The following is an 18,726-nucleotide window of genomic DNA, read 5'->3' as shown; positions in this document are numbered from 1 at the left end:
TGCTTAGATAGGGTCAGGGACCCGTGAAGGCACGGGCGTTCTTCAGGGCCGGGATCGCCGCGCGCGCCTTGTCGACGGCCGCGAGGTCGAGATCGGCGATCAACACGCCCGGCGCGTCGTGGTCAAGTTTTCCGATCACCTCGCCCCACGGGCCAATGGCGATCGACCGGCCCCAGGTGCCGCGGCCGTCCTCGTGGAAGCCGCCCTGGGCGGCGGCGATCACGAACGAACCGGTCTCGATGGCCCGGGCGCGCAGCAGGATGTCCCAGTGCGCCTCGCCGGTGGGCCGGGTGAAGGCGGCCGGGACGGTCAGGATCTGCGCCCCGCCCAGGGCCAGGGCGCGGTGCAGGGCCGGAAAGCGCATGTCGTAGCAGATGGTCAGGCCGAAGGTCGCCAGCGGGGTCTCGACCACGGCCGCGCGGTCGCCCGGCTCATAGGTCGCCGATTCCCGCGCCGTCTCGCCCTTCTTGCCGTCTCGTGGGGGGAGATCGACGTCGAACATGTGCAGCTTGTCGTAGGTCGCCACGATCGCGCCGCTTGGATCGATCACCGCCTGGCGATTGGCGGCCTTGCCGTCCTCGCGCTTGACCAGGGCCGAACCGACGTCGATCCAGACGTCGAGTTCGCGCGCCAGGTCCCGCAGGCCCTGAACCACTGGGTCGTCGTCCAGCGACACCAGGGTCGGCAAGAGCTTGGCGCGGTCCTTCTGCAGCACGTTGACGCCTTCGGGCGTCAGGATGAACCGGGCGCCCTGCGCCGCCGCCTCACGAACCAGCGGGGCGACATGCTCCAGCGCCGCGGCGTGGGTGGCCGGCGTGCGGGTCTGGACCAGGCCGACGCGCAGGGGCGCTTGGGGCGTCGTCATGCGGCCAGCAGCGGGTCCAGCTTGCCCTCGCGCTCCAGGGCCATCATGTCGTCGCAGCCGCCGATATGCTGGTCGCCGACGAAGATCTGCGGGAAGGTGGCGCGGCCCGAGCGGTCCATCATCTCCTTGCGCAGCGCCGGGTCCATGCCGGCTTCGATTTCCGTGAAGTCGGCGCCTTTGTCGTTGAGCAGCTTCAGGGCCCGGGCGCAGTAGCCGCAGAACGGGCGGGTGTAGATGGTGACCTTGGCCATGGGGAATCCGTAACAGAGATCGTGCTCGTCCTCATATAGGACGGGCTTGCATTTCTGTAACGCGCGCGACGACGGCAAGCATCACCTGGGTCGCGCCGGCCGCCAGCAGGGCCCGGGCGCAGCCCTCGGCGGTGGCGCCCGTGGTCAGCACGTCGTCGATCAGCAGCACCTTGCGGCCGATCACCCGATGGCGGCGCGGTTCGGGCACGGCGAAGGCGGCGGCGACGTTGCGGCGGCGGCCATCGGCCGACTTGCCGCCCTGGCTGTCGGTGTCGCGCTTCCGGACCAGGGTGTCGGGCAGGTAGCTCCGCCCCGCCAGGGCGCACAGCGGCCGGGCGATCTCGGCGGCCTGGTTGTAGCGGCGCTTGCGCAGCCGCGAGCGGTGCATCGGCACGGGGAGCACCGCGTCGGCGTCCTCCAGCAGATCGGCGGCGCAGCGCGACAGCCAGCGGGCGAACAGGCCCGACAGGTCGGTGCGGTCGGCGTGCTTGAGCTTGAGGATCAGGTCGCGCGAGTGCTCGTCATAGAGGCAGGCGGCGCGCGCCCGGGCGAAGGCGCGGGGCTTGGCCTGGCACAGGGCGCAGCGGAGCTCGCCGACGTCGTAGGCGAACGGCGCGCCGCAGCCGTCGCAGACCGGGCCGTCCAGGAAGGTGATGCGGCTCCAGGCGTCGGCGGACAGGCCCGAGGTCAGGGCCGCCCCGCCGTCGAAGGCGCGCGGCGGCAGGATCAGGTCCAGCATCCCCTGCGCGAACGCCGTGACGCGGGCCGGCGGCCTTCCCAGAGCTTTCCATGGCGCGCGGGAAGCCCCATCTTGCGCGGACATGACGAACGCCCCCCTGCTCTTCGACCGCGCCCTGCTGCGCGCCCGCCTCGACCGCGCCGCCCCCGGCTTCGACGCCGCCGGTTTCCTGAAGGCCCGCGCCGCCGAGGACGCCGTGCTGCGCCTGGAGGCGATCCTGCGGGAGTTTCCGGTGGCCGTCGACCTGGGAAGCCGAAACGGCGCTTTCTCGCGGGCCCTGGCCGACAGCGACGCCCGCGCCAAGGTCGGCCTGCTGATCGAGACCGACCTGTCGGCGCGGATGCTGGCGGACCGGGCGGGGACGCGGATCGTCGCCGACGAGGAGCGCCTGCCGTTCGGCGACGCCACGATCGACCTGCTGGTCTCGACCCTGGCCCTGCACTGGACCAACGACCTGGTCGGGGCGCTGATCCAGATCCGTCGGGCGCTGAAGCCCGACGGCCTGTTCGTCGGCGCCCTGTTCGGCGGGGCCACCCTGACCGAACTGCGCCAGGCCCTGCTGGCGGCCGAGGACGAAATCACCGGCGGCGCCTTCCCGCGCGTCTCGCCGTTCGCCGACACGGTGGACGCCGCCGGCCTGCTGCAGCGGGCCGGCTTCGCCCTGCCGGTGGCCGACAAGGACCGGGTCAAGGTGCGCTACGCCCACCCGATCGCCCTGCTCAAGGACCTGCGGGCCATGGGCGAGACCAGCGTGCTGGTCGACCGCTCGCGCAAGCCGCTGGGCCGCGCGGTGCTGTTGCGGGCGATGGAGATCTACCAGCAGCGCTTCGCCGAGCCCGACGGCCGGGTGCCGGCCACGTTCGAGATCATCACGGTGACGGGCTGGGCCCCGCACGAGCGCCAGCAGAAGCCCCTGCGCCCCGGCTCGGCCAAGATGCGGCTGGCCGACGCGCTGGGCTCGGTGGAGCAGTCGGCGGGCGACAAGGCGGGGAGTTAGGGCCGCTTCACAGCAGGTCGCGCAGCCAGGCGATCAGCGGCAGGTCGGCCGGCGGCATCGGATAGTCCGCCAGCTGATCCGGCTTCACCCACTTCAGCGCCTCGTGCTCCTTGGCGGTCACCCGTCCCTCCCAGCGCCGCAGCAGGTACAGCGGCATGAGCAGGTGGAACGACTCGTAGCTGTGCGAGGCGAAGACGAACGGCGCCAGGCAGGCCTGGGCGACCCTGATGTCCAGTTCCTCATGCAACTCGCGGATCAGGCACTGTTCAGGCGTCTCGCCGGGCTCGACCTTTCCGCCGGGAAACTCCCACAGCCCGGCCAACTGCTTGCCCTTCGGCCGCTGGCAGATCAGCACCCGGCCGTCGACATCGATCAGGGCGGCGGCGGCGACGAGGACGGTGGGCTTGGTCATGGGGCTCTTAGTTGAACGTCGCGGTCCGATTGGCAACGGCTTTGGTTCTCGCCCTACTCTTTTCAGCCGTCATCCCGGGCCGTGTGCCCGGGACCCCTGGTTCAGCTTCCCCGGGAGGCGCAAGCGGTTCGCTGGCGAACCGCCCCCCGCTGCACCTGCGGCGGACAGAGGGGTCCCGGGCACAAGGCCCGGGATGACGGTGTTTGGGGCGGTGGGCGAAGCCCCCTCACTCCAGGCTCGCCTGATACCCTCGCTCCACATAGCCGAACCCGTCGAAGTCGGCCGGCCGGGCCGCGCCCGACAGGTCCTGGCAGGCCATGCCGACGAAGGCGCCGGTGAAGTTGGGCGCCCCCGGGGCGGTGGCTTCGTCCGACAGGATCGAGGCGTCGAACACCTGGGGCAGCCAGGTCCACCGGTCTCCATCCAGGCTGTAGGCGAAGCGCAGGCGCTCGAAGTCGACCTCGACCCGCAGGTGGACCAGGCCCGCGTCCGGCAGCGGGATCGGGGCGGTGAAGGCGTCGGCCTGGGGGCTGTCGGGCAGGGCCGACATCACCTGCAGATGACGGCCGTGCTCGCCGTCGCGCGACACGAACAGGTAGTGGAACTTGCTGGCCCCGTAGTAGCAGACCAGCCCCGCCGCCTGCTGGAAGCGCTCGGGCGCGAAGTCCAGCACCGTCCGGGCGCCGTAGCAGAACGCCTGCTGGCGGCGGGCGACCAGGGCCTGGCGGTATTGGCTGCCGATCGTCTCGCGGCCGTACAGGCGCAGCCAGCCGGGGCGGGCCGCCAAGCTGAACAGCTCGTCCGGAAACGGCGAGCGCAGCCACTGGAAGTCGATCGGCAGGGCGGGGCCGTCGAAGTCCTCCCATTCGGGCGCGGCGGGCCACGGCGCGGGCGGCAGCCCTGGAGACGGCGGGGCCAGTTCCGGATCGCCGGAGCCGTCGCGGGTGCGCAGCCAGCCGTCCTCGCCCCAGACCATCGGCTGGATCGCCGTTTCTCGGCCCAGCACGCAGCGGCCGCGGTTGGGCAGCGGCCGACCGCACAGATAGGCCATCCAGGTCGTTCCGTCGGGGGTCTCGACCAGGTCGGCGTGGCCGGCCCGCTGCAGCGCCGCGTGCGGCCGGTCGCGGGCGGTCAGCACCGGACCGTCGGGGTGAAGCTCGTAGGGGCCCTCCAGCGTCCGCGAACGGGCCATGGTCACCGCGTGGCCGAACCCCGTGCCGCCCTCGGCGGTGACCAGATGGTACCAGCCGTTCCGCTTGTAGAGGTGCGGGGCCTCGGTCAGGCCCAGCACCGTGCCGGGGAAGATGTTCCTGCGCTCGCCGACCAGCGCCTGGACCGCAGGATCGTACTGCTGGGCCACGATGCCGGCGAAGCGGTTGCGGCCCGGCCGGTGGTCCCACAGCTGGTTCAGCAACCACTTGCGGCCGTCGTCGTCATGGAACAGCGAGGGGTCGAAGCCGCTGCTGTTGAGATAGACCGGATCCGACCATGGGCCCTCGATGGCGTCGGCGGTGACCAGGTAGTTGTGGAAGTCGCGCAGGGACGCGCCCGACGCCCCGCCCACCGTGGTGCGGCCATAGCGCTTGACGTCGGTGTAGATCAGCCAGAACCGGCCGTCGGCATGGGTCAGGCACGGCGCCCACAGCCCGCAGCCATCGGGCGCCCCCAGCATGTTCAGCTGGCTGGGCCGGGTCAGGGGCCGGGTCAGCAGCCGCCAGTTCACCAGGTCGCGCGAATGATGGATCTGCACGCCGGGGAACCACTCGAAGGTGGAGGTGGCGACATAGTAGTCCTCGCCGACGCGGACGATCGACGGGTCGGGATTGAAGCCCCGCAGGATCGGGTTCGAGATCGTGTCTTGCGGCATGGTTCTACGGGGCCGGAACGGTGACGGGCCTGGTGTTCGGCGGCCCAGGAGAGGTGATGGCGGGATCGCGGACCAGGGTCCAGAGCAGGACGGCGCCGGCCAGGTCCAGCACGCCCAGGGCGACGAAGAACGGATCATAGCCGACGCTGGCCACCAGGCCGCCGATCAGCAGCGAGAAGACCAGCACCCCCAGATTGGCGAAGAAGCCGGCCATGCCGGCCACGGTCGCCACCTGGTTCTTGCGGAACAGGTCCGACGACAGGGTGATCACCGTCACCGAGAGGGTCTGGTGGGCGAAGCCGCCCAGGCACAGCAGGGCGATGGCCGCATAGGGGCTCTCGACCCGGCCGACGAACATCATGCCGGTCATCAGCACCGCCCCCAGGGTGAAGGCTCCGCGCCGGGCGTTGACCAGGCTGACCCCGCGCTTCTGCAGGAACAGCACCACGGCCGGCCCGAACAGGCAGCCGATGTCGGCGGCCACGAACGGCAGCCAGGCGAACAGGGCGATCTGCTTGAGGTCGAAATGCCGGACCGTGGTCAGGTACAGCGGGATCCAGAACGACAGCGTGCCCCAGGTGGGGTCGGCCAGGAACCTGGGCAGGGCTATGCCCCAGAAGTTGCGGCGGGCCAGCAGGCTCAGCAGCGAGGGCGGGGTTCCGGCGTCCTCCAGGTGGGCCTCCTGGCCCGCGGCGATCAGGTCGCGCTCGGCGTCGGACAGCGCCTTGTGCTTGTCCGGCGACTGGTAGGCCAGCAGCCACAGCGCCACCCAGGCCAGGCCCAGCGCCCCGGCCACCAGGAATGCCGCCCGCCAGTTCCAGACCAGGATCGACCAGGCCACCAGCGGCGGCGCCAGCACCGAGCCCATCGAGGCGCCGATGTTGAAGGCTCCCCCGGCCAGGCCGCGCTCCCGGGCGGGAAACCAGGTCGCCACCGCCTTCATGCCGGCCGGTTGCGCGCAACCCTCGGCCACGCCGAGGGCCCCGCGCAGGCCCAGCAGCGCCTGCCAGTTTCCGGCCAGGCCGTGGGCCATGGTGATCAGCGACCAGGCGGTGGCGAACAGGGCGAAACCCAGCTTCAGGCCGATGGAGTCCAGCACATAGCCGCACAGCGGTTGCAGCATGACCCCCAGCTGGAAGGCGCCGGTGATCCAGGAATATTCCTTGGGGCCGATGTGCAGGTCGGCCAGCACGGTCGGGGCCGCGACGCCCAGGGTGCTGCGGGTCAGGTAGTTGAGCACGGCGCCCAGCATCACCAGGCCGATCATCCACCAGCGCAGGGCCCCGATCTTGCCGTTCATGCGTCTCTCCCCGGCTCCGCCTGCTGTAGCGGCGGCCTCACCGCAACGGTAGCGGTAACGGGCATAGATCGGCCTTCCCCCCGCCGCAAGGCGAGCAGCCTGGCAAGACCGACCAAGGTCTAATCCGGGATCAATCCGCGTCGTGGCCGCGTTTGCTTGCGGACCAACCAAGGAAGACCCCCATGAGCCTCGATGATCGCCTGGTGAAGAGCGCCGCCCTGGTCGGGCTGAAGATCAAGGACGCCGGCGGCCACAAGCTGGGCGTGATCCGCGAACTGTTCGTCGACCGCGACGCCGGCATCGTCCGCTACGTCGCCGTCGAGCCGGCCGGGCTGTTCGCCGCCGGCGGCAAGTTCCGGCCTCTGCCCTGGCGCCTGCTGACCTGGGACGACAAGGACGAGGCCTATGTGGCCGACCTGACCAAGGACCGCTTCAAGGAGGTCCCGGCCTACGACCGCGACCAGCTCAACAGCGCCACCTACGGCTGGGGCGGCCAGGTGGAGCGGTTCTTCGAGGGCGGGGTCTAGGGGCCGCCGCCTCAGGCGCCGGTCGCGTCCACGACGATGGCGACCGTCTTGCCGCGCGACATCGGCTCCCAGCCCGCGGCGATGGCGGACTCGATGGCCTTGGCCACCAGCTTCACGGGGACCTGCGAAGCCTTCAGTTGCGGCGCGCCGAACCGCGGCTGCGGGCCCGGCGGGAACTCTACCACGGCTTCGCGCTGGCCTTCCTGGTGCCGCACGGCGATCGCCATGCCGTGCCGCACCGGGGCGTCGCTGGACCATCCGGGCAGTCGATGAAGCCGCCAGACATAGGGCTCTCCACCGACCTCGATCTCGAATTCAGGGCTTAACTTGGTTCGTGCCATGGGCCGGTGTTACCCCGCCGCGCGCGTCCAGGCCACCGTTAGAGCATTTTCCGACGCGGCCTCAGCCCGCGAAGAACCGCGCGAAGCCCTTGTCGGTCACCCGGGCCAGGGTGGCGCGATAGAGGTCGTAGTGGCTGGTCCCCGGCGCGATGCGGCCGAAGCGCGGGTCGTCGACGCGGCGCAGCGGCACGAAGGCGATCGGGGCCGCCGCCGGAGTCAGATGGCTGCCCTGGCCGGCCTGCAGGGTGGTCAGCAGGCCGTACATCTCGCCGCCGATCGCCGGCCGGCCCAGGACCACCAGCCGGAACTGCCCCTGCTCGTTGGTGATCAGGTAGGTGTGGCCCGACTGGTTGGACAGCGACACCGCGCCCTTCTGGGTGAAGTCGGCGTCCTCGCGCGCCGCCTCGCGGAACGCCAGGCTGGACGAGGCCTCGTCCCAGGCGATCTCTGTGCGGTAGGCATAGACCGCCTTGGGATCCTCGAACGAGGGTCGCAGGGTGACATACTGGCCCTCCAGCCAGGCGACGGCGGTGCGCGAATAGGCGCCCAGGGCCTCGGGCGCCAGGCCCGTCGGCGACGGCGCGGCGGCGGCGCGGACCGGCGCGCGCAGGGAGGCGCCCAGCGCCTCCTCCAGCCGGATCGTCGTGGCCAGGGTGAACGGCCGCCGGCCGGCCAGCGCCTTTTCCAAGGTTGAGATGCTGATCTTGGCCAGGTCGGCCAGGGCTTGGCGCGACAGGCGCCGGCGCGCCAGCTCCTCGCGCACCCGCGCGGCGATGGCCTGGCTCAGTTCGGTCGAGAGGTCGGCTTCCGCCGGAGCCAGGGTCATCGCGTCAGGTCCTGACGAATCCGCACATTTCCGCACACTGCGGCACAGCGCCGGACCCTGCAAGGCTTCGACCGGAGGATCTGCACGGCTTCCGCACGAACTATGCAGATCATGAGGCTCGCGGCCGGCGCCCCGTGTGAAGACAAGAGAGATCTCTCGCTTTCGAGATGAGGAGATCTTCCCATGCCCGCTTCCGACGTCGGCGCGTCCCGTGGTCCGTCCCAGAACCGCTTCGGGCCCCGCGTCATCGCCCTGGCCAACCTCGCCCTGCATCGCGGCGCGGCCGGATTGATGCTGGTGCTGGCCGTTCTGGCCGCCCTGGTGTTCTGCCGGGAGAGTTTCGCCGCCGAGCCGGGCGACGTGACCTCCGGCGCCCTGATGATGCGCGCCAAAGGCGGCGACCAGGTGGTCGAGGCCGTGCGGCTGGGAACCGACATCGACATGACCGTCAGCGGCCTGACCGTGCGCACCCGCGTCACCCAGGCCTTTCGCAACGACACCGGCCACTGGGTCGAGGCGGTCTATGTCTATCCCCTGCCCGACGACGGGGGCGTCGACACCCTGAAGATGGTGGTCGGCAACAAGGTCATCGTCGGCGAGATCAAGAAGAAGGCCGAGGCCCAGGCGATCTATGACGCGGCCAAGGCCCAGGGCAAGAAGGCCGCCCTGGTCGAGCAGGGCCGGCCCAACATGTTCACCAACTCGGTCGCCAATGTCGCGCCTGGCGAGACGGTGCTGGTGCAGATCGAATACCAGGCGCCCGTCGCGGTCTCGGCCGGCGACTATTCGCTGCGCGTCCCCCTGGTCGTGGCGCCGCGCTACACCTCGCCCGGCGCGCCGGCCGCCCCCGACGCCGCGGCGCCGGTCGTTGATCCGCGGGTCCACGGCAAGATCAACCCGGTGACCATCACCGTCCACCTGCGGGCCGGCTTCCCCCTGGCCGGCGTGTCCAGCGCCACCCACGCCCTGGACGTGCGCGACGAGCGTGGCGGCAAGCGGATCACCCTGGCCAGCGGCCAGGTCCCCGCCGACCGCGACTTCGTCCTGACCTGGCGCGCCGCCCCCCTGACCGCCCCGGCCGTGGGCCTGTTCCACGAGAAGGTGGCCGGCGACGACTACGTCCTGGCCCAGCTGACCCCGCCGATCGCCGCCCGCGCGACGACGCCGGCCCCGCGAGACATCGTCTTCGTGATCGACAATTCCGGCTCGATGGGCGGGGAGTCCATGCAGCAGGCCAAGGCCAGCCTGGCCTACGGCCTGGCCCACCTGAAGCCGGGCGACCGCTTCAACGTCGTGCGCTTCGACGACACCGTCACCGTGCTGTTCCCCAGCGCCGTCTCGGCCGACGCCGCCCACCTGGCCAAGGCTCAGGACTATGTCGCCAGCCTCGACGCCGACGGCGGCACCGAGATGATCCCGGCCATGGCCGCCGCCCTCAAGGACGACCACGCCGGCGAGACCGGCCGGGTCCGCCAGGTGGTGTTCCTGACCGATGGCGCGATCGGCGACGAGCAGGGCCTGTTCGACACGATCAGCGCCAATCGCGGCCGCTCGCGGGTGTTCATGGTCGGCATCGGTTCGGCCCCCAACACCTATCTGATGAGCCGCGCCGCCGAACTGGGCCGGGGGACCTTCACCCACATCGGCTCGACCGACGGTGTCGAGGGCGCCATGCGCCAGCTGTTCGACAAGCTGGAAAGCCCCGTGGCGACCAACCTGGCCGTGACGTTCGAAGGCGCCGAGGTCGACCTGGCCCCGGCCGTCCTGCCCGACCTCTATCGCGGCGAGCCGATCACCGTGGCCGCCCGGGTGGGCGCCATGAAGGGCGTCCTGCGGATCAGCGGCATGATCGACGGCAAGCCCTGGGAGACCCGGATCCCGCTGAAGGACGCCGAGGCGGGCAAGGGGATCTCCAAGCTGTGGGCCCGCCGCAAGGTCACCGACGCCGAGGTGGCCCGCAGCCTGGCCCAGATCAGCGAGGAAGACGCCGACGCCCGGGTGCTGAAGCTGGGCCTGGATCACCAGCTGGTGACCAGCCAGACCAGCCTGGTGGCCGTCGACAAGACCCCTTCCCGCCCGGCCGACGCGCCGCTGACCCGCGCCGACCTGCCGCTGAACCTGCCGGCCGGCTGGGACTTCGACGTCCTGTTCGGCGGGGCCCGCCACCCCGGCGCGGACGGCCAGGCCGACGCGGACGCCGACCAGCAGGTCGCTGGCCTGGACCTGCCGCAGACCGCCACGGACGGCCCGCTGCTGGTCATGGTGGGCCTGGGCCTGCTGGCGCTGGGCGGCCTGCTCGGGGCCGGCGGCTGGGTCCTGTCCGGCCGGAGGAACGCGGCGTGAGCCGGATCGCCGCCCTGCTGGGAGCCGCCCGACGGCGGCTCCCGTTCCTGGCCCCCGCGGCCCTGGTCATGGCCGTGGGGCTGGCGCTCTGCGGCCAGGGCCTGTGGATCCCGGCCAAGGCCGCCCTGGCCCAGGTGCTGCTGGAGCGGGCCTTCGCCCGGTCCGTCGCCACGGGCCAGCCCGTGAAGCCCTGGCCCTGGGCCGACACCTGGCCGGTGGCCCGGATCACCTTCCCCCGCCTGCACCGCAGCGTGATCGTGCTGGACGGCGCCAGCGGCCAGGCCCTGGCCTTCGGTCCCGGCCACGTGGCGGGCACCCCCGACGCCGGCGACCGGGGCGTGGCGGTCTACGCCGCCCATCGCGACACCCATTTCGCCTTGCTCGGCCAGCTGGGCCCCGGAGACGAGATCGCGGTGCAGCGGATCGACGGCCGCCGGGCCCGCTTCTCGGTGGCCGGCGCCCAGGTCGTGCGCTGGGACGCGTCCGGCCTCGATCCCCACGCGCCCGGCCGCGCCCTGGCCCTGGCCACCTGCTGGCCGCTGGACGCCAAGGTCCACGGCCCCCTGCGCTACCTGGTCTGGGCGCGGCCGATGGAAGGCGTCTCCAAACTTGATTCCCAATCGTGAATGCAATTATGAATTGACTGAAAACAGCCGGACGAACGCAACTTGTCTCTGGAACCGGAACTGCCGTTCGAATTCGCTGTTCGAGGGACGGCGATCAGCCTTCAGGGCTCCGGAGCTTCGAAAGCCGCCTGGAAGGACGCCATCCGGGAAGCGGCGCGCAAGGCCTTGCCTGAAGGCTCCTGGCTTCTCACAGAGCCGCTCGCCGTCACCATCTTCATCTTTCCCGGCGCGGTCATGCAGGGCGATGTCGACAACAGGGTAAAGCCGATACTCGATGCCATGGTAAGATGCGTCTATAGCGATGACGAGATCGTGGAGCGGGTCGTCGTTCAGAAGTTCGAACCCGGCCGGGTGTTTGCTTTCCAAAGCCCGACCGATACCCTGGTGTCAGCCTTGGAGGCGGACGAACCCATCATCTATATTCGGGTCACCAACGACCTGCATGAGGAGCTGGCCTGATGGTTTCCGCCATGCTGAACGAGCAAGCGGCGCTCGATAATCTGGAATCTCGTTGGACAAAACGAGGCTATCAGGTGATCCGCCGACCTTCTGCGGATCAGCTCCCGGGCTTCTTGCGTGGTTTTCAGCCCGATGCGATCGCCGTCGGCGCGAAACCTCAGTTGGTCATCGAGGTGATGCAGCGCGGAGGCGGCTCAACCGAAACCAAGCTGAAACAGCTGCAAAGTCTGTTTTCCGGCCAAGCAGACTGGCGGCTTGAGGTCGTCTACGCCACCGCCGATGGCGCGCCGCTCGAGACCATCACGCCTCACGATATCCGCACGGCTCTGGGGGAAGCCCGCCGGCTGTCCGACGACGCCCCCCGCTCGGCGCTCATGATGGCCTGGGCAAGCCTGGAAGCCATTGGGCGGCGTCTGGAGCCAACCCTGGCGGCGCGGAGCCTTTCCACGGGATCTCTGATCGATCTGCTTATTTCGACGGGGCATTTGCCCCAGACGGAAAGCGCCCTGCTGTTCAGGCTGAGCAGCACGCGAAACGCGGTCGCTCATGGACAGTTGGATCTCACCCCGGCCCCCGCGGATGTAAGGCGGCTGGTGGACCTGGGCGAACGACTGGTCGCCTGAAGTCAACGCGACCAACGTCCAGACCCGCCGGGTTTTCCCGACGCAGTGCGTCAAATAACCCCTACCCTTGACTTCGCACGTGCAATAAACGACATAGGCCCTACGCCATCCGGCGTTATCGGCCGCTCCAGCCGCGTGAAGGACCTTTCCGGTCCAGCCTGTCGAGCGCCCTGAAAGCTTCTCATCAGACCGCCCGTGTCACGCGGGGCGCTCCCCACCGACCCGCCACCAGGCGAGCCGTGCGAGGATCGCATGCGCCGTCTCGTGGCTGCACGAAAGCTTCTGACTTGACTCAATTCACCGATCTCGGCCTCGCCAAACCGCTTCTGAAGGCGCTGGCCGACAAGGGCTACACCACGCCCACCCCGATCCAGGCGCAAGCCATCCCGACCGTGCTGTCGGGCCGCGACCTGCTGGGCATCGCCCAGACCGGCACCGGCAAGACCGCCGCCTTCGCCCTGCCGATCCTGCACCGCCTGGCCGAGGACAAGCGCCCGGCCCCGCGCCGCGGCTTCCGCTGCCTGGTCCTCTCCCCGACCCGCGAGCTGGCCACCCAGATCGCCGACAACTTCAAGGCCTATGGCGCCCACCTGGGCCTGACCGTCGCCACCATCTTCGGCGGCGTGAAGTACGGCCCCCAGATGAAGGCCCTGGCGGCCGGCGTCGACGTGGTCGTGGCCACCCCGGGCCGCCTGATGGACCACCTGGGCGAAAAGAGCGCCCACCTGAACGGCGTCGAGATCTTCGTGCTCGACGAGGCCGACCAGATGCTGGACCTGGGCTTCGTGGTGCCGATCCGCAAGATCGCCAGCCAACTGCCCAAGGAACGCCAGAACCTGTTCTTCTCGGCCACCATGCCGTCGGAGATCGGCAAGCTGGCCGGCGAGCTGCTGAAGAATCCGGCCCAGGTGTCGATCACCCCGCAGGCCACCACGGTCGAGCGCATCGACCAGTCGCTGATCTTCATCGAGGCCCAGCGCAAGCGTCCCCTGCTGGCTGAGCTGCTGGCCGATCGCAGCGTCGAGCGCGCCATCGTCTTCACCCGCACCAAGCGCGGCGCCGACCGGGTGGCCAAGTACCTGACCGCCAGCGGCATCGAGTCCGCCGCCATTCACGGCGACAAGACCCAGGGCCAGCGCGAACGGGCCCTGGCCTCGTTCAAGGCCGGCCAGGTCAAGGCGCTGATCGCCACCGACATCGCCGCCCGCGGCATCGACGTCAACGACATCAGCCACGTGTTCAACTACGAGCTGCCCAACGTGCCGGAGGCCTATGTCCACCGGATCGGCCGCACCGCCCGCAAGGGCAAGGACGGCATCGCCATCAGCTTCTGCGCCGATGACGAGCGTCCGCTGCTGAAGGACATCCAGAAGGCCACCCGCCAGACGATCCCGACCTTCGACCGCCGCAACGACAAGGGCCTGGCGGCCGCCGCGGCCGTCGCCGACAAGCTGGCCCCGCCGGAGAAGTACGTCGATCCGCGCCGCGCCGACCCGCGCAACAATGTCCCGTCCGAACTGCGCCGCCAGCGCAATCGCCCGGCCAAGGGCGGCGGCGCCGGCCAAGGCCAGGGCAAGCCCGGCGGCCAGAACCGCGGTCGCAACGGCGGCGGCCAGGGTAATGGCCAAGGCCAGGCGCAAGCCCAGGGCCAGGCCCGCGCCGCCGGCGGTGATTTCCGCGGCCCCAAGCGCGCGGCCGCCCCGTCCGAACGCTGGAACCCGATCGACTAAGGACGGCTGACGCCTCCCAAGCAAAACGCCCGCTCCGGTCTCCCGGGGCGGGCGTTTCTCGTTCAGGGGCAGCGAAAACCTCGTCCTTCGAAAGGCTCAGGATGAGGTTTTCTACCGCGCCTGCACATGGTCCTCATCCTGAGCTTGTCGAAGGACGAGGACCACGCGCCGGACTTGGAAACCTACGCCTTGAAGAAAGCCAGCAGGTCCTTGTTGATCAGTTCGGGGTGCGTCGTGGCCATGCCGTGCGGCAGGCCCGGATAGGTCTTCAGCACGCCCTTCTTCAGCAGCTTGATGCTCAGATGGGCGCTGTCGGCGATCGGCACCAGCTGGTCGTCCTCGCCGTGCATCACCAGCACCGGCAGGTCGACGGCCTTGAGGTCGTCGGTGAAGTCGGTCTCGGAGAAGGCGGTGATGCAGTCGTAGTGGGCCTTGGCGCCGCCCATCATGCCCTGGCGCCACCAGTTCTCGACCGTGGCCGGCGAGACCTTCGCGCCGGGACGGTTGTAGCCGTAGAACGGGCCGGCCGCGACGTCGTGGAAGAACTGGGCGCGGTTGGCGGCCAGGGCGGCGCGGAAGCCGTCGAACACTTCCTTGGGCAGGCCGCCGGGATTGGCCGCCGTCTTCAGCATGATCGGCGGCACCGCGCCCATCAGCACCACCTTGGCGACCCGGCCGGCGTCGGCCCGGGCGGCGTAGTGGATGGCCTCGCCGCCGCCAGTGGAGTGGCCGACATGGATGGCGTTCCTCAGGTCCAGGTGGCGGGCCAGGGCCACGACGTCGGCGGCGTAGGTGTCCATCTCGTTGCCGGTGTCGGTCTGGGTGGAGCGGCCATGGCCGCGGCGATCATGGGCGATCACCCGGTAGCCCTGGCCCACGAAGAACAGCATCTGTGCGTCCCAGTCGTCGCTGCTGAGCGGCCAACCGTGGTGGAAGACGATCGGCTGGGCGGTCTTGGGGCCCCAGTCCTTGTAGAAGATCTGCGTGCCGTCCTGGACGGTGAGAAAGCCGCTGCCGGCGGTCGACTTGGCGGCGCCCGTGGCTGCGGAAGCGCCCTTGGCGGCGGCGGGGCGGTCCTGGGCGGCCGCCGCGAACGGGGCGGCGGCCGCGGCGGCGGCGAGGCCCAGGCTGGCGGTCATCATGGTGCGGCGCGAGGCTTGCTGGATCGATTGGCTCATCTTCGTGTCCCTCTGGATCGTTGCGGCGATATTCGTTATCGCGATAACGATATGACTAAGGCGCCCGCGGCGACCTGTCCAGCAAAATCTTTATCGCGATATCATTTTTCGTGGTATGAACCTGGCAGGCCGCTTCCGCCATGAGGTTCCCGTCGTGCCCATCCCGCTGGACAACCAGATCTGCTTCAGCCTCTACGCCACCAGCATGGCGATCACCCGCACGTACAAGCCGATGCTGGACGCGATGGGGATCACCTATCCGCAGTACCTGGTGCTGAACGTGCTGGGCGAGGCCGAGGGCCGCGACGGCGGCGCGACGGTGGGCGCGATCGCCCAACGGCTGGCGCTGGAGTCCAGCACGATCACCCCGCTGGTCAAGCGCCTGGAGCAGGCCGGCCTGGTCGCCCGCCGACGCGGCGTGGTGGACGAACGCCAGGTCCAGGTCAGCCTCACCGACGCCGGGCGCGCCCTGCTGAACCAGTGCGACTGTCTGGGCGAGACCCTGCTGGCCAAGTCGGCCATGACCCTGGACCAGCTGGACGCCCTCAACCGCCAGGTCCAGGCGCTGCGCGCGGCGCTGGTGGACGAAGCTAAGACTTAGCCTTCACACCTCCAAAACACCGCTCATCCCGGCGAATGCCGGGACCCAGATGGAATAGCTTTGAGGCTGACGCCACAAGCTCTGAGCTTTTCCAACTCGCCACACCGCTAAGGGATCTGGGTCCCGGCATTCGCCGGGATGAGCGGATCTAAATGGAAACGAAAACGCCCGCCCCGGTCTCCCGGGGCGGGCGTTTCAGTTCACCAGACGCTCAGGGTTTAAACCAGCGCCCCGTGGCAGTGCTTGAACTTCTTGCCCGAGCCGCAGGGGCAGGCGCCGTTGCGGGCGGTGTATTCCCAGCCTTCCGGCAGGACCGAGACCGGCAGGGCCTCGCGCTGCTCCGGCGACAGGCCTTCGGGCAGGGCCCCGGCCACGGCGACGTTCTCGCCGCTCAGCGGGTCCAGGTGGACCGGGATCAGGCCCTCGGGCGTGTGCAGCGGCTCGGGCTCGGCATAGGCGATCTCGACCGTCATCAGCCAGCGGGTGGTGTTGGTGCGCAGGTCGCCCAGCAGCTTCTCGAACAGCGAGAAGGCCTCGGTCTTGTACTCGTTCAGCGGGTCGCGCTGGCCGTAGCCGCGCAGGCCGATGACGTTGCGCAGGTGGTCCAGGTGCATCAAGTGTTCGCGCCACTGCAGGTCGATCATCTGCAGCAGGAAGTTCTTCTCCACCGAGCGCATCTGCTCGGGGGTGATGATCACTTCGCGCTCGGCGGCGTAGGCGTCGGCGGCCTTGGTCAGGCGCTCGCGCATCTCCTCGTCGCCGAAGCCTTCCTCGGCGGCCCATTCCTTCAGCGGCAGGGTCAGGCCCAGGATCGCCTGGACGCGCTCGTCCAGCCCCTCGATGTCCCACTGCTCGGCATAGGCCTTGGGCGGCATGTAGCGGGCGACGAAATCGTCGATCACGTCATGGCGCATCTCGGTGATGATTTCCGAGAGATCCGTGGCCTCCATGAACTCCTGGCGCTGCTCGAACACGGCCTTGCGCTGGTCGTTGACGACGTCGTCGTACTTCAGGAGGTTCTTGCGGATCTCGTAGTTGCGCTGCTCGACGCGCTTCTGGGCGGTGGCGATGGCGTTGTTCAGCCACTTGTGGGTGATCGCCTCGCCTTCCTGGACGCCGAAGGTGCGCATGATCGCGTCCAGGCGCTCGCCGGCGAAGATGCGCAGCAGGTCGTCCTCGCACGACAGGAAGAACTTCGAACGGCCCGGGTCGCCTTGACGACCCGTACGGCCGCGCAGCTGGTTGTCGATGCGGCGGCTCTCGTGGCGCTCGGTGCCCAGCACGAACAGGCCGCCGGCGGCCAGGGCCTTGGCCTTGGCCTCGCCGATCTCGGCTTCCAGCTCGGCCTTCTGGGCCAGCTCGTCCTCGTGGGTCGGGGTGATGCCCAGGCCCTTCTGCTGCTGGCGCCAGTTGGCTAGGCGCATGTCGAGGTTGCCGCCCAGCTGGATGTCGGTGCCGCGGCCGGCCATGTTGGTGGCGATGGTCACCGCCCCGGGCACGCCCGCGTCGGCGACGATGCCGGCTTCCTGTTCGTGGAAGCGGGCGTTCAGCACCTGGTGCGGAATGCCCTTGTGCTTCTTGCCTTCCCATTCCCAGGCGTAGGTCGACAGCAGCCTGGACAGCTCTTCGGACTTCTCGATCGACACCGTGCCGACCAGGATCGGCTGGCCGCGGGCGTGGCAGTCGGCGATCTGCTTGAGGATCGACTGGTTCTTCTCGGCCTCGGTACGATAGACCTCGTCGTCGTCGTCGATGCGCTGGACCGGACGGTTGGTCGGGATCTCGCTGACGCTCATCTTGTAGATGTCGTCGAACTCCTGGGCCTCGGTCGCCGCGGTGCCGGTCATGCCGGCCAGCTTCTTGTAGAGGCGGAAGTAGTTCTGGATGGTCACCGAGGCCAGGGTCTGGTTCTCGGGCTGGATGTCGGCGCCTTCCTTGGCCTCGATGGCCTGGTGCAGGCCTTCCGACAGCCGGCGGCCGGTCATCATGCGGCCGGTGAACTCGTCGATCAGGATCACCTCGGCGTCCTTGACGATGTAGTCCTTGTCGAGCGTGTAGAGCACATTGGCCCGCAGGGCCTGGTTGACGTGGTGCACGACCGAGATGTTGGCGGCGTCATAGAGGCCGGCGGTGTCCTCGGCCAGGTGGCCGCCCGCCATCAGGATCTCTTCGATCCGCTCCTGGCCGTCCTCGGTGAGGATGACCTGCTTCTGCTTCTCGTCGTGATCGTAGTTGGTCTTGTCCTTGATGAGCTCTTTCACCAGGACGTCGATGGTCTTGTAGAACTCGCTGCGGTCCTCGGTCGGGCCCGAGATGATCAGCGGCGTGCGGGCCTCGTCGATCAGGATCGAGTCGACCTCGTCGACGATCACGTAATGGTGGCCGCGCTGGACCATTTCCTCGACGCTGTAGACGAGGTTGTCGCGCAGGTAGTCGAAGCCGAACTCGTTGTTGGTGCCGTAGGTGATGTCGCTGCGGTAGGCGCGTTGGCGCTCGCCCTGGCTCAGGCCGTTGACAATCACGCCGTACGACAGGCCCAGGAAGTTGTGGATCTGGCCCATCCACTCGGCGTCGCGCTTGGCCAGGTAGTCGTTCACGGTGATGACGTGGACGCCCTTGCCTTCCAGCGCGTTGAGGTAGGTGGGCAGGGTGGCGACCAGGGTCTTGCCCTCGCCGGTGCGCATTTCCGAGATCCCGCCCGAGTGCAGGACCATGCCGCCCACCATCTGGACGTCGAAGTGGCGCATGCCCAGCACGCGCTTGCTGGCCTCGCGCACGGTGGCGAAGGCCTCGACCAGCAGGCTGTCGAGCGTCTCGCCCTTGGCCAGCCGGGCTTTGAATTCGTCAGTCTTGGCGCGCAGCGCGTCGTCGGACAGAGCGGCGTATTCCGGCTCCAGGGCGTTGATCTTCGCCACCTGGGCGGACATCGCCTTGACCTTGCGTTCGTTGGAAGAGCCGAAGAGCTTTTTGGCGAAGCCGAGCATGAAGAGAAGGTTCCGGAGCGGTGTCTGTGAGGCCGGCGCTAGGGCTTGAAGGCCTTC

General features: G+C 69.4%; 18 protein-coding genes. 8 read left to right on the top strand and 10 right to left on the bottom strand.

The genetic code is table 11. From position 1 onward, the window contains the following. Nucleotides 1-13: 13 nt before the first annotated feature. Genes G3M57_RS04695 through G3M57_RS04685 form a run of 3 tightly spaced genes read right to left on the bottom strand, consistent with a single transcriptional unit; the run spans nucleotide 14 to nucleotide 1,939 of the window. Nucleotides 14-865, bottom strand: coding sequence for a carbon-nitrogen hydrolase family protein (locus G3M57_RS04695; protein ID WP_056753478.1), 852 nt, complete (start codon nucleotides 863-865; stop codon nucleotides 14-16). Continuing rightward, nucleotides 862-1,116: a glutaredoxin 3 gene (gene grxC / locus G3M57_RS04690; RefSeq protein WP_056753479.1), complete on the bottom strand. Its 255-nt coding sequence runs from the start codon at nucleotides 1,114-1,116 to the stop codon at nucleotides 862-864. Before grxC ends, G3M57_RS04695 begins: the two co-directional genes overlap by 4 nt. A 31-nt stretch (nucleotides 1,117-1,147) precedes the next feature. Continuing rightward, nucleotides 1,148-1,939, bottom strand: a complete 792-nt coding sequence (locus G3M57_RS04685) for a ComF family protein (protein WP_163229065.1) — start codon at nucleotides 1,937-1,939, stop codon at nucleotides 1,148-1,150. On the opposite strand from G3M57_RS04685, the gene G3M57_RS04680 reads away from it, so the two are divergent. After that, nucleotides 1,938-2,852, top strand: a complete 915-nt coding sequence (locus G3M57_RS04680) for a methyltransferase domain-containing protein (protein ID WP_163229063.1) — start codon at nucleotides 1,938-1,940, stop codon at nucleotides 2,850-2,852. The two genes, G3M57_RS04685 and G3M57_RS04680, sit on opposite strands and share 2 nt — an antisense overlap. 7 nt (nucleotides 2,853-2,859) lie before the next feature. On the opposite strand, the gene mutT is transcribed toward G3M57_RS04680, so the two are convergent. From mutT to G3M57_RS04665, 3 genes are all read right to left on the bottom strand, one after another. Then, nucleotides 2,860-3,264 (bottom strand): 8-oxo-dGTP diphosphatase MutT, encoded by a 405-nt coding sequence (mutT, locus tag G3M57_RS04675; protein WP_057186554.1) that lies wholly within the window; start codon nucleotides 3,262-3,264, stop codon nucleotides 2,860-2,862. 226 nt (nucleotides 3,265-3,490) lie between these two features. Then, nucleotides 3,491-5,131 (bottom strand): glycoside hydrolase family 43 protein, encoded by a 1,641-nt coding sequence (locus tag G3M57_RS04670; protein ID WP_163229061.1) that lies wholly within the window; start codon nucleotides 5,129-5,131, stop codon nucleotides 3,491-3,493. A 4-nt stretch (nucleotides 5,132-5,135) separates the two neighbouring features. Beyond that, nucleotides 5,136-6,431 carry an MFS transporter gene (locus G3M57_RS04665; RefSeq protein ID WP_163229059.1) on the bottom strand — a complete coding sequence of 432 codons (1,296 nt, stop codon included), beginning with the start codon at nucleotides 6,429-6,431 and terminating at the stop codon, nucleotides 5,136-5,138. 182 nt (nucleotides 6,432-6,613) lie between these two features. Between G3M57_RS04665 and G3M57_RS04660 the strand changes: the two genes are divergently transcribed. Then, nucleotides 6,614-6,958 carry a PRC-barrel domain-containing protein gene (locus tag G3M57_RS04660; protein WP_163229057.1) on the top strand — a complete coding sequence of 115 codons (345 nt, stop codon included), beginning with the start codon at nucleotides 6,614-6,616 and terminating at the stop codon, nucleotides 6,956-6,958. 11 nt (nucleotides 6,959-6,969) lie between these two features. On the opposite strand, the gene G3M57_RS04655 is transcribed toward G3M57_RS04660, so the two are convergent. Together G3M57_RS04655 and G3M57_RS04650 are read right to left on the bottom strand one after the other, a co-directional pair. Further along, a complete protein-coding gene (locus tag G3M57_RS04655) occupies nucleotides 6,970-7,299 on the bottom strand; it encodes a hypothetical protein (protein ID WP_056753503.1) in 330 nt (109 codons plus the stop codon). A gap of 61 nt (nucleotides 7,300-7,360) precedes the next feature. Further along, complete coding sequence (locus tag G3M57_RS04650) at nucleotides 7,361-8,125, bottom strand: helix-turn-helix domain-containing protein (RefSeq protein ID WP_082564502.1); 765 nt, start codon at nucleotides 8,123-8,125, stop codon at nucleotides 7,361-7,363. Nucleotides 8,126-8,308: 183 nt separating this feature from the next. On the opposite strand from G3M57_RS04650, the gene G3M57_RS04645 reads away from it, so the two are divergent. The 5 genes from G3M57_RS04645 (at nucleotide 8,309) to G3M57_RS04625 (ending at nucleotide 13,906) form a co-directional block, all read left to right on the top strand. Further along, nucleotides 8,309-10,468 (top strand): marine proteobacterial sortase target protein, encoded by a 2,160-nt coding sequence (locus G3M57_RS04645; RefSeq protein ID WP_163229055.1) that lies wholly within the window; start codon nucleotides 8,309-8,311, stop codon nucleotides 10,466-10,468. Further along, nucleotides 10,465-11,094: a class GN sortase gene (locus G3M57_RS04640; protein WP_208789656.1), complete on the top strand. Its 630-nt coding sequence runs from the start codon at nucleotides 10,465-10,467 to the stop codon at nucleotides 11,092-11,094. Before G3M57_RS04645 ends, G3M57_RS04640 begins: the two co-directional genes overlap by 4 nt. A 42-nt stretch (nucleotides 11,095-11,136) precedes the next feature. Continuing rightward, a complete protein-coding gene (locus G3M57_RS04635; RefSeq protein WP_208789655.1) occupies nucleotides 11,137-11,553 on the top strand; it encodes a RusA family crossover junction endodeoxyribonuclease in 417 nt (138 codons plus the stop codon). Next, nucleotides 11,553-12,176, top strand: a complete 624-nt coding sequence (locus G3M57_RS04630) for a DUF4145 domain-containing protein (RefSeq protein WP_163229053.1) — start codon at nucleotides 11,553-11,555, stop codon at nucleotides 12,174-12,176. Before G3M57_RS04635 ends, G3M57_RS04630 begins: the two co-directional genes overlap by 1 nt. 287 nt (nucleotides 12,177-12,463) lie before the next feature. Then, complete coding sequence (locus tag G3M57_RS04625) at nucleotides 12,464-13,906, top strand: DEAD/DEAH box helicase (protein ID WP_056753514.1); 1,443 nt, start codon at nucleotides 12,464-12,466, stop codon at nucleotides 13,904-13,906. A 182-nt stretch (nucleotides 13,907-14,088) separates the two neighbouring features. Here G3M57_RS04625 and G3M57_RS04620 read toward each other — a convergent pair whose 3' ends face one another. After that, nucleotides 14,089-15,084 (bottom strand): alpha/beta fold hydrolase, encoded by a 996-nt coding sequence (locus tag G3M57_RS04620; RefSeq protein ID WP_163229051.1) that lies wholly within the window; start codon nucleotides 15,082-15,084, stop codon nucleotides 14,089-14,091. Between the two features lie 154 nt (nucleotides 15,085-15,238). On the opposite strand from G3M57_RS04620, the gene G3M57_RS04615 reads away from it, so the two are divergent. Beyond that, nucleotides 15,239-15,685, top strand: coding sequence for a MarR family winged helix-turn-helix transcriptional regulator (locus tag G3M57_RS04615; RefSeq protein WP_056753677.1), 447 nt, complete (start codon nucleotides 15,239-15,241; stop codon nucleotides 15,683-15,685). A 218-nt stretch (nucleotides 15,686-15,903) separates the two neighbouring features. Here the strand turns inward: G3M57_RS04615 and secA are convergent, their stop codons facing one another. Beyond that, nucleotides 15,904-18,669 carry a preprotein translocase subunit SecA gene (gene secA, locus G3M57_RS04610; protein WP_163229049.1) on the bottom strand — a complete coding sequence of 922 codons (2,766 nt, stop codon included), beginning with the start codon at nucleotides 18,667-18,669 and terminating at the stop codon, nucleotides 15,904-15,906. Between the last annotated feature and the right edge of the window lie 57 nt (nucleotides 18,670-18,726).

Origin of the sequence: Caulobacter rhizosphaerae (genome assembly GCF_010977555.1) — a bacterium.
Classification (GTDB): domain Bacteria; phylum Pseudomonadota; class Alphaproteobacteria; order Caulobacterales; family Caulobacteraceae; genus Caulobacter; species Caulobacter rhizosphaerae.
Note: the sequence above shows the minus strand (reverse complement) of the source record. Positions and strands in the feature narration are given on the sequence as shown.

Excerpts from the sequence above, each read along its gene's own strand:
- G3M57_RS04695 (WP_056753478.1), bottom strand. The coding sequence starts at position 865 with ATGACGACGCCCCAAGCGCCCCTGCGCGTCGGCCTGGTCCAGACCCGC.
- grxC (WP_056753479.1), bottom strand. The coding sequence starts at position 1,116 with ATGGCCAAGGTCACCATCTACACCCGCCCGTTCTGCGGCTACTGCGCC.
- G3M57_RS04680 (WP_163229063.1), top strand. The coding sequence starts at position 1,938 with ATGACGAACGCCCCCCTGCTCTTCGACCGCGCCCTGCTGCGCGCCCGC.
- G3M57_RS04685 (WP_163229065.1), bottom strand. The coding sequence starts at position 1,939 with ATGTCCGCGCAAGATGGGGCTTCCCGCGCGCCATGGAAAGCTCTGGGA.
- mutT (WP_057186554.1), bottom strand. The coding sequence starts at position 3,264 with ATGACCAAGCCCACCGTCCTCGTCGCCGCCGCCGCCCTGATCGATGTC.
- G3M57_RS04670 (WP_163229061.1), bottom strand. The coding sequence starts at position 5,131 with ATGCCGCAAGACACGATCTCGAACCCGATCCTGCGGGGCTTCAATCCC.
- G3M57_RS04665 (WP_163229059.1), bottom strand. The coding sequence starts at position 6,431 with ATGAACGGCAAGATCGGGGCCCTGCGCTGGTGGATGATCGGCCTGGTG.
- G3M57_RS04660 (WP_163229057.1), top strand. The coding sequence starts at position 6,614 with ATGAGCCTCGATGATCGCCTGGTGAAGAGCGCCGCCCTGGTCGGGCTG.
- G3M57_RS04655 (WP_056753503.1), bottom strand. The coding sequence starts at position 7,299 with ATGGCACGAACCAAGTTAAGCCCTGAATTCGAGATCGAGGTCGGTGGA.
- G3M57_RS04650 (WP_082564502.1), bottom strand. The coding sequence starts at position 8,125 with ATGACCCTGGCTCCGGCGGAAGCCGACCTCTCGACCGAACTGAGCCAG.
- G3M57_RS04645 (WP_163229055.1), top strand. The coding sequence starts at position 8,309 with ATGCCCGCTTCCGACGTCGGCGCGTCCCGTGGTCCGTCCCAGAACCGC.
- G3M57_RS04630 (WP_163229053.1), top strand. The coding sequence starts at position 11,553 with ATGGTTTCCGCCATGCTGAACGAGCAAGCGGCGCTCGATAATCTGGAA.
- G3M57_RS04620 (WP_163229051.1), bottom strand. The coding sequence starts at position 15,084 with ATGAGCCAATCGATCCAGCAAGCCTCGCGCCGCACCATGATGACCGCC.
- secA (WP_163229049.1), bottom strand. The coding sequence starts at position 18,669 with ATGCTCGGCTTCGCCAAAAAGCTCTTCGGCTCTTCCAACGAACGCAAG.